Source organism: Lapidilactobacillus wuchangensis, assembly GCF_003946645.1.
Lineage (GTDB): Bacteria > Bacillota > Bacilli > Lactobacillales > Lactobacillaceae > Lapidilactobacillus > Lapidilactobacillus wuchangensis.
Genome location: NZ_RHOU01000012.1, coordinates 13,224 through 27,500, shown reverse-complemented (window position 1 = coordinate 27,500; position 14,277 = coordinate 13,224). Strand labels below are relative to the sequence as shown.

13 protein-coding genes are annotated in these 14,277 nt (G+C 42.6%); 7 read left to right on the top strand and 6 right to left on the bottom strand.

What is annotated here, in order from left to right; genetic code table 11:
* Positions 1 to 32: 32 nt before the first annotated feature.
* Positions 33 to 1,634 (bottom strand): ATP-binding cassette domain-containing protein, encoded by a 1,602-nt coding sequence (locus tag EKM82_RS09265; RefSeq protein WP_125768402.1) that lies wholly within the window; start codon positions 1,632 to 1,634, stop codon positions 33 to 35.
* A 618-nt stretch (positions 1,635 to 2,252) separates the two neighbouring features.
* Here EKM82_RS09265 and EKM82_RS09260 point away from each other — a divergent pair.
* The 5 genes from EKM82_RS09260 to EKM82_RS09240 all read left to right on the top strand — a co-directional run bounded on the left by EKM82_RS09260 (position 2,253) and on the right by EKM82_RS09240 (position 6,755).
* Positions 2,253 to 2,612, top strand: coding sequence for a winged helix-turn-helix transcriptional regulator (locus tag EKM82_RS09260; RefSeq protein ID WP_125768400.1), 360 nt, complete (start codon positions 2,253 to 2,255; stop codon positions 2,610 to 2,612).
* A 268-nt stretch (positions 2,613 to 2,880) separates the two neighbouring features.
* On the top strand, positions 2,881 to 3,720 hold the full coding sequence (locus EKM82_RS09255; RefSeq protein ID WP_125768397.1) for an aldo/keto reductase: 840 nt from the start codon (positions 2,881 to 2,883) through the stop codon (positions 3,718 to 3,720).
* A 61-nt stretch (positions 3,721 to 3,781) separates the two neighbouring features.
* Entirely contained in the window at positions 3,782 to 4,255 is a 474-nt protein-coding gene (locus EKM82_RS09250; RefSeq protein ID WP_125768394.1) for a VOC family protein, read from the top strand.
* A gap of 467 nt (positions 4,256 to 4,722) precedes the next feature.
* On the top strand, positions 4,723 to 6,321 hold the full coding sequence (locus EKM82_RS09245) for an Nramp family divalent metal transporter (RefSeq protein ID WP_125768391.1): 1,599 nt from the start codon (positions 4,723 to 4,725) through the stop codon (positions 6,319 to 6,321).
* Complete coding sequence (locus tag EKM82_RS09240) at positions 6,321 to 6,755, top strand: universal stress protein (RefSeq protein ID WP_125768388.1); 435 nt, start codon at positions 6,321 to 6,323, stop codon at positions 6,753 to 6,755. Before EKM82_RS09245 ends, EKM82_RS09240 begins: the two co-directional genes overlap by 1 nt.
* Positions 6,756 to 7,072: 317 nt before the next feature.
* Here EKM82_RS09240 and EKM82_RS09235 read toward each other — a convergent pair whose 3' ends face one another.
* The 3 genes from EKM82_RS09235 to msrB form a co-directional block, all read right to left on the bottom strand.
* On the bottom strand, positions 7,073 to 7,585 hold the full coding sequence (locus EKM82_RS09235) for a GNAT family N-acetyltransferase (RefSeq protein WP_125768385.1): 513 nt from the start codon (positions 7,583 to 7,585) through the stop codon (positions 7,073 to 7,075).
* Positions 7,586 to 7,748: 163 nt separating this feature from the next.
* Entirely contained in the window at positions 7,749 to 7,913 is a 165-nt protein-coding gene (locus tag EKM82_RS11580) for a hypothetical protein (RefSeq protein WP_164508210.1), read from the bottom strand.
* Between the two features lie 500 nt (positions 7,914 to 8,413).
* Positions 8,414 to 8,854, bottom strand: coding sequence for a peptide-methionine (R)-S-oxide reductase MsrB (gene msrB, locus EKM82_RS09230; protein WP_125768382.1), 441 nt, complete (start codon positions 8,852 to 8,854; stop codon positions 8,414 to 8,416).
* 210 nt (positions 8,855 to 9,064) lie between these two features.
* Between msrB and EKM82_RS09225 the strand changes: the two genes are divergently transcribed.
* Both EKM82_RS09225 and EKM82_RS09220 read left to right on the top strand, forming a co-directional pair.
* Positions 9,065 to 10,195, top strand: coding sequence for a DNA repair exonuclease (locus tag EKM82_RS09225; protein ID WP_125768379.1), 1,131 nt, complete (start codon positions 9,065 to 9,067; stop codon positions 10,193 to 10,195).
* Positions 10,185 to 12,926 carry an AAA family ATPase gene (locus EKM82_RS09220; protein ID WP_125768374.1) on the top strand — a complete coding sequence of 914 codons (2,742 nt, stop codon included), beginning with the start codon at positions 10,185 to 10,187 and terminating at the stop codon, positions 12,924 to 12,926. The genes EKM82_RS09225 and EKM82_RS09220 overlap by 11 nt, the downstream gene beginning before the upstream one ends.
* Positions 12,927 to 12,931: 5 nt before the next feature.
* Here the strand turns inward: EKM82_RS09220 and EKM82_RS11575 are convergent, their stop codons facing one another.
* Together EKM82_RS11575 and EKM82_RS09215 are read right to left on the bottom strand one after the other, a co-directional pair.
* Positions 12,932 to 13,129 (bottom strand): hypothetical protein, encoded by a 198-nt coding sequence (locus tag EKM82_RS11575; RefSeq protein ID WP_164508209.1) that lies wholly within the window; start codon positions 13,127 to 13,129, stop codon positions 12,932 to 12,934.
* Between the two features lie 434 nt (positions 13,130 to 13,563).
* A complete protein-coding gene (locus EKM82_RS09215) occupies positions 13,564 to 14,064 on the bottom strand; it encodes a nucleoside deaminase (protein WP_125768371.1) in 501 nt (166 codons plus the stop codon).
* Positions 14,065 to 14,277: the final 213 nt, after the last annotated feature.

Here is a 14,277-nt window from a genome sequence, read left to right as displayed (position 1 = left end):
CTTCCGCTGCTGTCGTACTTTTAAATTACTACTCAGTCTTCTTCTAAATTAACGACCTTGGTAAATAATTTTGTTTCATCATCTGATAGCTTATGAGCCACTTCGATCAAAATACTTGAAGACGTCGCCAAGCTTTCTTGGATTTGTTGTGATAATACCGCATCCAACGCACTGGTTGGTTCATCAGCAAGAATTACTGGACGTTGTCTAATAATGGCCCGCGCGATTTCGATCCGTTGCAGTTGTCCGCCTGACAAATGCTCGCCATTCTCGCCGACAACATAATCTCGCGATTTTTCAGCGACCAATTCTGTTAAGCAGGCCTTACGTAAGGCCTCATCAAATTCTGCATCCGTATATTCATGACCCAAAGTAATATTGAAATAAATGGTATCGTCAAAAATCAGTGGTTTCTGCCGCACCAACGAAAATCCAAGCATTTGATTCTGCATGTCATCAACGTCTTGATGATTGATTAAGTATTCGCCACCGTGAATTTTATTTTTACCCCACAATACATCCAGCAATGTGGTTTTACCATAACCAGAAGGCGCCTGAATCAGGACTTTATCGCCACTATTAACATCCAAATTAAGATTCTTCATCAAAATTTTGTCGCCAGCCGCAATTGAAACACGCCGCAGTGAGAATTCGGCGACATCAACTGGTTGATCGTCATCAATAACTGATTGTTCCGGCGCCTTTAAGCCAAGCAAGTTCTGTTTAATTTTATCTACAGTCTTGATGCCATTGAAGCAGGAGATCATTTCAACCAGTGGATTAGAAATTGAGCCATTCAATTGAAAAATAACGAAGAATAAAGCGAGTGATAAGTGCCCGCTGATTACACGGTAACCACCAACAGAAATAGGCAAAATCACCCCAAAAACAATAAAAGCTAAAATAGAAAGCTCATTGGTGATTTGAATTCGATTGTTCATTTTTTGAACGGATGTTTCCATGGCGCCTAATGATTCTTTGACCCGCTTTTTGGACCCAGTCAGCGCTTGATAGATCCACAGTGTATCCTTGCCAAGTAATGTGTTGCGCACAATTGATAGATAGTTCTTGTTTGTGTCAGAAAACTTCTCAGAAGCCTCCCCAAGTTTTTTAGTTTGGGTATTCCCTACAATAATTGGGGCAAAGGCACCTAATAGAAAGATGCTGGTAGTCAGCCAATCAAGGCTCAGGCCATAAGCAAAGGCTAAGATAAATTGGAAAAAATCTTCAACAATGGTTAATTCATTACTGATACCATTCTCCTCAAACAATTTCATATCGCCTGTTAAGTAAGAAACATGTTGGTCAATTTCTTGGGTGGCGGTTTTGGAGTCCAACGCTGAATCAATGTATTTCATTTTGGTAGCAGTATTAATGTCAAAAATAATTTTATTTTTTAGCATGGCACAGACAATGCTCACCGCCGTTAACGCCGCATAACTAAGAAACAAGCCTAATGCATTATAAGCAAATTTTGACCAACTCTGACTGGAAATAGCGCCCAATAAATTACCGAAATATTGGGCAGTTAAAATCAATGCCCCAGCCTTTAAAATAAATGACACCATCGCCAGCGCAACCTGAGAATGTTTAGCGAAGCGGTTTAAAATACTGTCTTGAAAAATTTTGACCATTTTGATGACCTCGAATTCTGTTTAGGAGTGAAATAATTAGCCTTTAATGAGGTTGTTGCTAATATTAGTTTTTCGCATTGCCGGCCCTAATCGTGAAGAATATATGATTAATCGGCTACACTGATATAAATTTTCGTCAAGTTAAAATTTAACTTGGGGCACCGCCACAGGAATATTATTAGCAATTAAGGTTTTAGTTGATAATTATAAAATCTCTTAAGTTTGGAGCATTTCATCACAAAATTTATTATGAGAATATTATAGCATTCACATGACGATTGTAAACACGCTTTTTCATTTTATAAAAATAATTCTCATAATTTATTTATAAAACAAATGGAAACTGAATCCATTAAAATAACAAGCAAATTTCGAAGTGCTCAAGCTGAATTTTTATTTACATCCTGACTTAGTATTTTTTATTCACACGCCATTATTTGATTCAACCGAATAGTTTGAGTACAGTCATTTAGTTGGTCCGCAGGCAACTGATGCGAGACTTAAATTTATGCCTAGCCAAACTTTCTCACACAGCGTATCATTATCCCATACCACCCTTTCAGTAAGTGTCTTACTAAAAGGATGGTATGGGATAAATCAGGAATGGGGCGAGTGGCGATGGCACAAAAGATTTATAATATTGGGGTCGAAGTGACCATGGATACGATTGGTGGCAAGTGGAAGCCGATTATTTTATGTAATTTACGTCATGGCGATAAGCGGCCTAGTGAACTGCAGCGGCTAATCCCTAATATTAGTCAAAAAATGCTGACGCAAGAATTGAAGGAACTGGTGCAGGCCAACATTGTTGATCGGCACGTCTACAATCAAGTGCCGCCTAAGGTTGTTTATTCACTAAGCGATTACGGCCGATCATTAAGCACAATTCTCCACGAGCTCTGCGCTTGGGGCACGATGCATGCTCATACCCTTGAGCAAGAAGGCCAAGATATTGTGCTTTTAGAAGACGAAAACTAAATCAGCGCAGTCACTACTCAATAGAAATCATTCAGCAGCAGCGTTGGTCAATTTATCAAAATTGACCAACGCTTTTTTTAACGCCAAAAAACTTTTCGAGCCCCGTCACTTGCCAGCTCACAATTCCTACTTTTTAGTGCCTATCTCACAAAAAAGTGGGTACTAGCCGTCGAGAATGAAATCGATTATATTGATAACATGCTTTTGAAAGCAACAACCATGGTGAACTATTTATGGCAACTGACGGACCAATAAGGAGGCACTTACATTGATTACTTCATTAAATGATCGCATCACTTTAAATAACGGTACCAAAATCCCCGGCCTGGGTTTAGGCGTCTTTCAAATTCCTGACGCTGACACTGCTGCGGTAGTATCTGCTGGTATCAAAGCAGGGTATCGGTTAATTGATACCGCCCAAATTTATGGCAACGAAACTGGCACCGGCGCAGGAATTCGTCAAGGACTGGCTGCAACTGGTTTAAAGCGCGAGGATTTATTCATCACGTCGAAATTGTGGAACAATCATTTGACCTATGATCAGACGATTACCGCCTTTAATGACAGTTTAACGAAACTTGGCTTAGATTATTTGGATTTATATTTGATCCATTGGCCTGGCGATCATGCTTTTAAAGACGCTTATCTAGCACTGCAAGATTTATACCACGCCGGTAAAATCAAAGCCATTGGCGTCAGCAACTTTGACATTCATCATTTAGAAGAATTAGCTGAATTTGCTGAGGTGACGCCTGTTTTGAACCAAGTTGAATCTCATCCCCGTCTGAACCAAGCCGCTTTACGTGAATACGCGGCGACCAAAGACATTAAGATTCAGGCTTGGTCACCATTAATGCAAGGCCAAATTCTCAAGGAACCAACTTTGCAAGCAATTGCAGCTAAGCATCAAAAGTCAGTGGCTCAAGTAATTCTCCGCTGGGATATTCAACGCGAAGTTCTGCTCGTCGTGAAATCCGTTCATCCAGAACGCATGGCCAGCAACGCGGCGGTCTTTGATTTTAGTCTAACTGCTGCTGAAATGGCCCAAATCGACGCGCTCAATCAGAACTTCCGCGTGGGTCCTAACCCCGATCAATTTGATTTTTAATTGCAGAATTAATCATCATCATTTTTAAAAATAAACTAAAACATAAAGTGAGGTCGAAATCATGACTAAAGGATTTTCAGTTGTTAATCATGTGGGAATTACAGTGAAAAATTTAGATAAGGCGTTGCCGTTCTATGAAGCACTCTTTGGCGTTAAAGCCGCCAATGTTGATGAAATTGGTGGCAAGCGCATGGCGGCTGTGCAGGGCTTAACTGATACCTTAATTAAATATGCCAATGTCCATTTGGACAACATTAATATTGATATCTTGGAATATGACGAGCCTAAATCAACCACGGCTTCCTATTCAAATGAACAGGTCAGCGCGATGCATATGTGCTTTGAAGTTGATGACATCAAGGCCGCCGTTGCCCGTTTGCATGAACTAGGCATTGAACCTGAAGGTGAACCAATGTACTTCACTGAAGCAGACGGCTTAAAGTCCGGCTTAGGCACAGGCGTGGTTTATTTCCGCGATCCTGATGGCGCTCATTTGGAATTAATCGAACCTAAAGGCCCCTTCCAACGTGATTAACGCGAACGAAATCAATTAATAGCCAAGTTATCCTTAATAATTACCGGTCAGTTGGTTAATTGACCAACGACAAAACCAGTTTTCAGGCAAGTTTAAAGCCCTGATCACTGGTTTTTTTATTGTTTAGCGATTTTGCTAGTTCTTAAATTGCTACTAGTCATCAATGCCAAATACTGAAACGACTAATTAATTTAACCTGTAAGCCCAATCAGAGGCTGCATCATATTTTTTATTTAATTTTATGGCCTTAACTTGCAAGCGATAACAAGCGCGCACCTATCGAAATTGATGATAGTTTTTGTTTAGTTTTTAGAAATAAAAGTTTTAGATTAGCCTAATTTTTTTATTCACCTGGGCTACATTTGTTGTATACTTGTTTTGGCATATCACTATTTTAAGCACCACCACGCCAATCATGGCAGTTGCATCGCAATTGTGTCACGCGAGCAACAGAAAGGGAGGATCTTATGAAAGAAGCACCAAATAATGCCCACAAGCATAAACTAATTGAGTATGCGAATGGGCCCTCATTGGAGGAAATTAACGGCACCGTGGAAGTACCTAAGGGCAAGGGCTTCTGGCGAACATTATTCGCTTATTCCGGACCGGGCGCACTAGTAGCAGTTGGCTATATGGATCCAGGTAACTGGTCAACAAGTATTACTGGTGGTCAAAATTTCGGCTATCTGTTAATGTCGATTATTTTAATCTCGAGTTTAATTGCGATGTTACTTCAAAATATGGCAGCTAAACTGGGGATTGTCAGCCGGATGGATTTGGCTCAAGCAATTCGGGCTAGAACTAGTAAAACTTTAGGCATTATTCTTTGGATCATGACCGAATTTGCAATCATGGCCACTGATATTGCTGAAGTTATCGGGGCTGCCATCGCCTTGTACTTACTGTTCCACATTCCGTTAGTTATCGCTGTTTTCTTAACCGTTTTAGATGTTTTGGTCTTATTATTATTAACGAAAATCGGCTTCCGTAAAATCGAAGCGATCGTTGTTTGTTTGATTCTAGTTATTTTATTAGTGTTCGTTTATCAAGTTGCTTTGTCTAACCCTGATTGGGGTGGCATTATCAGAGGCACGATTCCTTCTGCTGGATCAATTGCTACTCACCCTGAAGTTGGTGGGATGACACCATTAAGTGGTGCTTTAGGGATTATTGGGGCAACGGTTATGCCTCATAACCTCTACTTACACTCTGCAATTTCTCAAACTCGTAAAATCGATCATGATGACGAAGAAGACGTGGCAACTGCTGTTCGTTTCAGTCAATGGGACTCAAACATTCAGTTAGGTTTCGCCTTCATCGTTAACTCATTACTCTTGATCATGGGTGTGGCGGTCTTCAAGTCAGGCGCCGTTAAAGACCCTTCATTCTTCGGTTTGTTTGAAGCTTTATCAGACACTTCAACTTTAAGTAACGGTGTGTTAATTACCGTTGCCAAGTCAGGTATCTTGTCAATTCTTTTCGCCGTTGCATTATTGGCTTCTGGTCAAAACTCAACCATTACTGGGACCTTAACTGGCCAAGTTATCATGGAAGGTTTCGTCCACATGAAAATGCCATTGTGGGCCCGGCGTTTAGTCACTCGTTTGATTTCAGTGATTCCTGTTTTGATCTGTGTCATGATGACTGGTAAATTAAACCAAGTTGATCAGCATGAAGCCTTAAATAACCTGATGAATAATTCCCAGGTCTTCCTAGCTTTCGCCTTACCATTCTCAATGTTGCCATTATTAATGTTGACTGATAGTAAAGCTGAAATGGGCCATCGTTTCAAAAACTCACTTTGGGTTAAAATTTGTGGTTGGATTTCAGTTATTGGTTTAACTTTCTTGAACTTATTGAATTTACCGAAATCATTCACTGACTTCTTAGGTGACAAACCTAGCGCCGACGCTGTTTTCAAAGCTCACATGGGCGCTTACGTTTCAATCGTCTTGATTATTGCGTTATTAGTTTGGTGCTTGATTGATCTTTATCACGGAAATAAACGTTTAGCTGAACATCAAACTGAACTTGCTAAGGAACATCATGCACAGGAGGCAAAATAATGGCTAGTGATTATAAAAAAATCTTAGTTGGTGTCGATGATTCACGCGATGCGTTAGCTGCCTTTCAATATGCGTTACATCGTGCTAAAACCGACCAGGCGGCTTTGATCATTACGTCAATTCTTGAATCTGGCGAAATGAATGTCTACCAAGTGCTTAACAAAGATTACGTTCATGGCGAGCGCGAAGAACTTGAACAACATATTAATGAATATGTTCAACTAGCTAAGCAAGCTGGCATTACTGATGTTCGCGCCGTAATTGCTGAAGGCGATCCTGGTGAGACCATTGTTAAAACTTTGATTCCTAAGTACCAGCCTGATTTACTAATCGTTGGTGCCGAAGCTAAAAAAGGATTGGCTAAACATTACGGTAGCCAAGCGGCCTATATGGCCAAACACGCTGATATCTCGGTGCTAATCGTTCGCGAATAATCAGCAAAAACGATACTAGTTTTGACTGCATTTTGGGTCTGGAACGCTCCCTAGTCGAGAGCGGCAGGGGCCCAGCGATTTTGTAGGCGTGGAACATGGTGGGCGTTGATTTGAGCACCACTGTTTAGAAAAATAAGTTGCAGTAACTAACAAAGCCTGATTAACAATCTCTGGAAAATAGAGACCGTTAATCAGGCTTTGTTGCTGTACGATTATTTATCATGATTCAAATCAAACTACTTAGTCGCCAATATTAGCTTGACCACTAGCAGCAATGCAGAAGTCTTCAGGACAGGATGAGCAGCGTCATTAGTGGCCTACAAACCAAATTCTGGTGCATAAGTAACCGTCCCTTGCAATGGCACTGCCAAGGCCAACAAACGGCAAGCAAAAAAGTTCGCTGGTGGAAAATCAGCGGACACCGTAACGCCCAAACTAGCCGCCGGTTGATAGCCAAACTTCGGATAATAATGTTCATGACCTAAAACCAACACATAATTATAGCCCAACTGCCGAGCTATTTGATGCCCGCGCTGAATAAGCTGCTTACCAATACCCTGCTGCTGATACTCAGGCAGAACTGCTAGTGGCGCCAAGGCCAAAACAGTTTGCGCACCAACCTGAGCTTTAGTAAATAAAATATAACCAACTAGTTGTTGATCAATTTCAGCAACTAGCGATAACGCAGGAATAAAGGCCTGACTATTATGACGCAAATTGGCCACCAGTGTTTGTTCCTGCCCATCAGAATATTCCGCGCTAGCAAAAGCCGTCTGGACTAACTGTTCAACTTGTTGATAATCTTGGGGTTGTTCTGGGCGAATCAACATTTTACTAAGCTCCTCTTTTAACTAAACTTGAGTTAAGTTTAGCACATCTGAATTCGGTACAAGCTTCGATAGTAGTAACAATACCGAATTTTTTCAAAAATGCGTTAAATAAATTTGATAGCTTTAAAACCTGGTGAAGGTGTTAAAACGGAATCGGTTTTGACTACATTCCGGGCTTGCTGGTTGTGGAACGCGGCCGGCATCGATTTGAACCAACTAAGAACCAAATTGTTTCAAATACGAGCCTTTGTCTAATTGCTAAAGCAATAAGACAAATTTGGCTGCTTCTCGCAAGCTCGTACGCAAATAAAACCCGATTGGCTGACAACCACGCCCTCCATTCCGTCTGGAGTTGAATTAGCTCACTTCATCCTCGTTAGTGCTTAAAGCAGTGTTAGCGAGATTCATGAACTCAATTCAAATAGTAATAATAGTTGACCAATAGCAAAACAGTGTGACAAATCTATTTCAGTAGAGATTGTCACACCGCTTTTGTTTTACCACAATCTGGTCCAGCCAAATAGTGGTGCTCAGTTTTGTTAGTTTACTCAGGTGGTGGCGGCGCAATTGGCGTCAGCCATGAAATTATACTTAGTGCTTTAGCACTTAGTATAAGGCTTGTATTTAAGATTTTGCGCAGCAAAAGCTTAAATCAATGCCCATGGCGTTCCACGCCCACAAAATTGCGCCGCCACCACCTCCTCAAATTGAGGAAGACTTAACGTTAATTTATTCCTGAACTAGTTTGGGCCCCTGCCGCACTCAACTAAGGAGCGACTTAATCAGATTTAACTAACATCACAATCAAAGTAATGGATTACGCTTCTTTTAATTGAATAACTGCTTAAATTCACCATAGCCAGCCGCGTCTAATTGACTAACGGGAATGAATTTCAAGGCCGCGGAATTGATGCAGTAGCGCAAACCGCCGCGATCAGTTGGCCCATCTGGGAAAACATGGCCTAAATGAGAATGGGCGTCCTGACTTAAGACTTCCTGCCGAACCATTCCGAAAGAATGATCGGTATGTTCAACGACATTTTTTGCCGCAATTGGTTGGGTGAAAGCTGGCCAACCACAACCAGAATCATATTTATCCGTCGAACTAAATAATGGCTGACCACTCACAACATCCACATAAATTCCTGGTTCAAAAAATTGATCATATTTACCAGTAAATGGCGCTTCTGTGGCCGCTTCCTGAGTGACCTGATATTCCTCTGCAGTTAATCGTTGTTGCAAATCAGCAGTCGTTTCATTTTTAGTCATGGCGCTTCCTCCTCGAAATTAATTGTGGACAATCTTTTCTTAGCGTCTTTAATTCTAATTAACTGCCACCCGAATGCAACCAATTTGCCTAGCATTAATCATTGTTTTTCTGACAAAGATTGACGACAACCGGCGTTAACGCTAACATATCATTATGGGAACAACCGTTCTATTTCGAATTATTTTAGCTAACAAGGAGTTTTTCTAATCATGACGAAAATTGTGCAAATGAGTGACGTCCATCTCGGCTTTGCTTACGCCGGACTCACTGATCGCCACCGCCAACAACAGCGCCAGCAAGATTTATGGCAGACGTTTCTCAACGCCCTCGCTTATTGTCAAAAAATTGATGCTCAGCTGCTGTTGATCCCTGGTGATTTATTTGATACCCCTAATCCTGACGCCGCTTTAGTGCAGGATGTCCAAGATGCTTTTCGCAAAATCGCCCCGATTAAAGTGGTAATTGCGACTGGTAATCACGATTTTGCCTACGCCGGTTCTTGTTGGGATGAGCCGCAAAAATGGCCTGCCAATGTTCATCTCTTTACTGGTACCTGGTCAAAACTCGATTTTCCTGATTGGCAAATCACGATTTGGGGTGCTGGCTTCACAGCTCCTTACGCCAAAATATCGCTGTTAAAACCAGTCACTCCACAAACCAATCATTGGCAAATCGGTGTGCTCCATGGCGATGCCTTCACACCAGAAAGCTCGCCTTATGATCCGTTAACAGCTGAACAGATTGCCAATTCAGGCCTAAATTGGTTAGCACTAGGCCACATTCATAAACGCATTCAAAACCAAGTTGGTGCCACGGCTTATGCTTACGCCGGGACGCCAGAGGGCCACGGCTTTGACGAACAAGGTCCCAAAGGTGTGCTGGTGCTCGATTTTATTCCCGGTCAAACTACGCCGACGGTTACTTTTCAGCCCTTGGCCCAGCGCCAATACGAAGAATTAAGTGTTGATTTAACTGGTTTAAATAGTAACAGCGAAGCAGCCGCGAAAATCGAAACGATGCTCGCTGAAAAATATGGCCCCGATTATCAGCGCCATCTTTACAAAATTCATTTAACTGGTGCTTTACCGACCACAGCCTTAATCACCGAAGCTGGTTTAACAGCGCAACTGTCTGTTTTCGACCTACGTTTGCGTAACGAAACTCATTTGGCAATTGATTATCAGCAATTGGCCCAACTTGATACTTTAGCCGGTAATTTTACCAAAAAGGTGCTGGCAAAAATTGACCAAGCTCATAATGATCAAGAAAAAGCCCAGGCGCAATTAGCCCTTGATTTAGGTTTGCGGGCATTTCAGGAGGACTTGACCAATGCGCATTGAACAACTTAATCTGATTGACTTTGGAATGTTTCATCAATTCGAACTTAAATTAGACCCGTCCGCCCAACTGATTTACGGCGATAATGAACAGGGTAAAACAACCCTGCTCAGTTTCATGTTGCTGATGCTGTATGGTGACCAAGGCCGCGATCGTAAGGGCCAGTTAACAATTCGCAGTAAATATCAACCTTGGAGCGGTCGCGAAATGGCGGGGAGTCTTATTTTAACGGCTAAAAATCACCGCTATCAAATTGAGAAACATTTTGGTAAAACTTTCAGCAAAGATACCACCGAAATAATTGATTTGAATACTGATGAAGCCGTACCTCTACCACCGAAAATGGAAGTCGGTGAATGGCTGCTCGATCTGAATTTAGCCGGCTTTCTCAAAACTGGCTTCATTGGGCAGCCGGGGATTTTCAATAATGGTCAAGGGCAAGATGATTTAACTGAGAAATTAGTTAAAAACTTGACCCAAAGTGGCGACGAAACTGTTTCCGCTAATGAGGTGCTAGCGCGGTTAGCGGCGGCCAGCACCGATTTAAGGTCAAAGTCTGGTAATAAAGGCCAATTAGTCGCGGCCAAAGACCAATTGGAGCAATTGCAGTTGGCGCGCCAAGCCACGGTTGCCCGGCAGACTGCCCAAACAGAACAAGTGGCACAATTGCAAGAACTTAGTCAGCAACGCCAACAACGCGATCAGCTTCAAACGAAATTGCAACAAGACCAACAAGCACAGCAAAGCCAACAACGACAACAATTATTACAAGCGATTCAAGCTAACGAGCAACAAATTCAAGCCTTGCATGCTTTAAGTTTTCAACCAGAACAAGTGCCAACGATTTTACCGAAATTACAACAGCTCGTTCAAGACGCGGTTGCCGCCAATCAAGCTGCCGCCGTTTTAACTAAAGTTAACGGTCAAAATTTGAGCTTGCCAATTAGTGAGGCCGATTACGCAGCAACAGCCAAACTGCAACAACAAACTGAAAAAATTCAGCAATTGCAGAATTTCTTCCAGCAAGAATTAGATCCTGCGGCGGCCCAAGCCTTACAGCAACAAGCGGCTTGGCGTGAGCTAACTCAGCAGCAGAAACAACTGACTGAACAGTTAGCGCCGGCCGACCAATTGCGGGCCCAAGCTGAACAGCTCACCACCGCTCAACAACAAAATCTCCAGCAGCAACAAATTCATCAAGATCGCCTTGATCGCAGTCAACAGCACACCGCGGCCAATAGTCGCACCGCCCAACAGGCCCACAAAAATAATCAACAACAGAAACTACTATTAGGTGGCGGCTTGTTATTATTGGGGATTGGTTTAATTTTAGTGATTGTCAAAATTGTCTTCGGCTACGTCCTCGCAGGTGGTGGGCTGTTGCTGGCAGTCATTAGTCTCTTGCGCCGCAGCACCCCAAATTCGTTAGTGTCAGACGCTGATGACTTTTCCGAACAAAAGGCTGCCTTGCAAGAATTGCAGGCCCAGGCCTTAGTTTTACAGCAACAAGCTGCCGATTTAGCGCCACAATTAAATCAGTTAAAAGTCACTGAACAGCAGCTGCAACAAGTTGTTCATCAAATTCAGGCGGCGCAACCGCGTTTGGCCACGGCTTGGGATCGTTGGAACACTAATCTCGAACAATGGCAAACGCAACTTGCCAACACCGACCTGCAATTGCCCGAATTAACTTTAGCGACGGCTGCTTTAACCGAGCTTAAAAATCAATTGTCTTTGCAATTGGCTAATTGCCAACAACAACTGATTCAACAGTTACACGCCAAACAAGTAGCTGATTTTACCACCTATCAAGTGAACTATCAGTTACAGCAAAAAGATCAAGTTCAGCAGCAACAGTGGCACGACCTACAAAAGCGGCAACAAACGACCCAAGCGGCCCTATTAGCTTACTACCAACAATTAGGCCATACGGAAGTTACCAATCTCACCCAAGCCCAGCAAGAATTAGCTACTTTGACGCGCGTGGGCCAACTTTATCAGACCACTCAGGCCACCGTTGCCAGTCAACGTCAAGTAACCGGCATTAAAGCCAGTTCAGCTGAGTTGGCTGCTAGTTTGCAGCAAGCAACAACTGCGGCGCGTTTAACTACTGAGCAGCGCCACCAATTACAAACCCAGCTCAAACAATTTCCCACTGATCTTGATGATCAATGGTATCAATTACAACATCAACTCCAAGGTTTTGGCCGCTCAGTTGACGAAATCGACCATGATATTCACGATCTAATAGAAACCGTTAATCTTTTACAGACGCGTTATCAATCCTTAACGCTGGCCCAAACAACGCTGCAACAAGTCATCGATGAACGGCGCAAATATTTCGCACCTTCCTTAAAAGAAAAGGCCGGCCAATATTTAGCGACTTTGACTAACCAGCGTTATCAAGAGTTATTAATTCCTAAGAGTTTCGCCTTAGAAGTACGTGACCAAGGCAGTTATCACGAGGCCGATTATTTAAGCAGCGGCACCGCTGATCAGGCTTACTTAGCGTTGCGGCTGGCAATTACTAACCTGTTGACTAATAAGGCGGGGCAAAGTAGTTTGCCTTTGCTGCTCGACGATATTCTGCGCGAATATGATGACACCCGTGCTGCGAATGCCTTTCGTTTCTTAAAATCCCAGAGTCAGCAGCATCAATTAATCATGTTCACTTGCCACCAAAACTTGGCTGATTTAGCTGCTAAAAATGGCTTTGTAGTGCGAACGCTTTGAACTGATTAAATACCAAAACCATTAAAATCAGATGAAGATGTAAAAACAGATCTGGTTCTGACTGCATTCCGGGCTTGCTGGTTGTGGAACGCGGCCGGCATCGATTTGAACCAATTGAAAACCGCAATTGTTTCAAATACGAGCCTTTGTCTAATTGCTAAAGCAATAAGACAAATTTGGCGGCTGACAACCACGCCCTCCATTCCGTCTGGAATTAAGGTGGTACATTTAATAATTATTAGTGCTTAAGCCAGTGATAGCAGGATTCATTAACCCATTTAAATCAGTGGTAATAGCTGAACAGTAACAAAAAAAGCGGTGTGACAACTCTATTTTTCAGTAGAGATTGTCACACCGTTTTTGTCTCACCACAATCTGGTTCGGCTAAATAGTGGTGATCATTTTAGTTAGTTTTATCAGGTGGTGGCGGCGCAATTGGCGTCAGCCATGAAATTATTCTTGCCGCTTCAGCGGTTAGAATAAGGCTTGTATTTGAGATTGTTGCGAAGCAATAAGCTCAAATCAACGCCCACCATGTTCCACGCCCATAAAATTGCTGGGCCCCTGCCGTCCTCAATTGGGGAAGACTTACCGCCACTCTTGATCTGAACTAATTCTGTTTCAGACCACTGCTCTGTTAATAAAGCTGCTTGTCTTTCTTCGCAGCAAATTCATGGAAAGGTTGAATCGTCATCTCATGATCGTGCTGTTCCAAATCCAGCACTTGCGCATCTTGGCAGCCATTTTCAATATAGTGATAGAGATCGGCATCACGGAAACCAATCGCCGCAGCATCTTCAGCAGTGTTGCCGTAATAAACTGTTTTGATATTGGCCCAAACGATTGCACTTAGGCACATTGGGCAAGGATAGGCATTGGTATACAGGATGCAGCCGCTTAAATCATGACTGCCTAATTGGGCACAGGCTTGGCGAATCGCCACAATTTCACCGTGGGCGGTGGAGTCGTGGTTTTCAAGAACTTGATTATGTGCTGCCGCTAGAATATGGCCATCGCGCACAACCACTGCACCAAAGGGACCGCCGGCGCCATTTTGAACGTTGCCTAACGCTTCTGCTGTGGCCTCACTCATGAAATTTGCTTGATAAGTTGGGGTAACTTGTTGATCTTGTTCCATCATGATCCTCCTTAAATTTGCTGAATTCATTTTATTTTCAAATCAGAACACCCAGATTTTAACGAATTATCTAGTAAAAAGATAGCGATTGCCACTGGGTAGTTGCTGTTTTTTTGCCAAGTTTTCTTGAAAAAAAGCTTCGCGTCTTCTGAAACAAAATCGCCTCATAATCCAACTCATGATTATGAGGCGATTTTTATTTAAGCAATTAAA

Bases quoted from the DNA above. Each gene is read 5' to 3' on its own strand.
- EKM82_RS09225 (WP_125768379.1), top strand. From the start codon at position 9,065: ATGACGAAAATTGTGCAAATGAGTGACGTCCATCTCGGCTTTGCTTAC.
- EKM82_RS09220 (WP_125768374.1), top strand. From the start codon at position 10,185: ATGCGCATTGAACAACTTAATCTGATTGACTTTGGAATGTTTCATCAA.
- EKM82_RS09265 (WP_125768402.1), bottom strand. From the start codon at position 1,634: ATGGTCAAAATTTTTCAAGACAGTATTTTAAACCGCTTCGCTAAACAT.
- EKM82_RS09260 (WP_125768400.1), top strand. From the start codon at position 2,253: ATGGCACAAAAGATTTATAATATTGGGGTCGAAGTGACCATGGATACG.
- EKM82_RS09215 (WP_125768371.1), bottom strand. From the start codon at position 14,064: ATGGAACAAGATCAACAAGTTACCCCAACTTATCAAGCAAATTTCATG.
- msrB (WP_125768382.1), bottom strand. From the start codon at position 8,854: ATGACTAAAAATGAAACGACTGCTGATTTGCAACAACGATTAACTGCA.
- EKM82_RS09240 (WP_125768388.1), top strand. From the start codon at position 6,321: ATGGCTAGTGATTATAAAAAAATCTTAGTTGGTGTCGATGATTCACGC.
- EKM82_RS11575 (WP_164508209.1), bottom strand. From the start codon at position 13,129: ATGGAGGGCGTGGTTGTCAGCCGCCAAATTTGTCTTATTGCTTTAGCA.
- EKM82_RS09235 (WP_125768385.1), bottom strand. From the start codon at position 7,585: ATGTTGATTCGCCCAGAACAACCCCAAGATTATCAACAAGTTGAACAG.
- EKM82_RS09245 (WP_125768391.1), top strand. From the start codon at position 4,723: ATGAAAGAAGCACCAAATAATGCCCACAAGCATAAACTAATTGAGTAT.
- EKM82_RS09250 (WP_125768394.1), top strand. From the start codon at position 3,782: ATGACTAAAGGATTTTCAGTTGTTAATCATGTGGGAATTACAGTGAAA.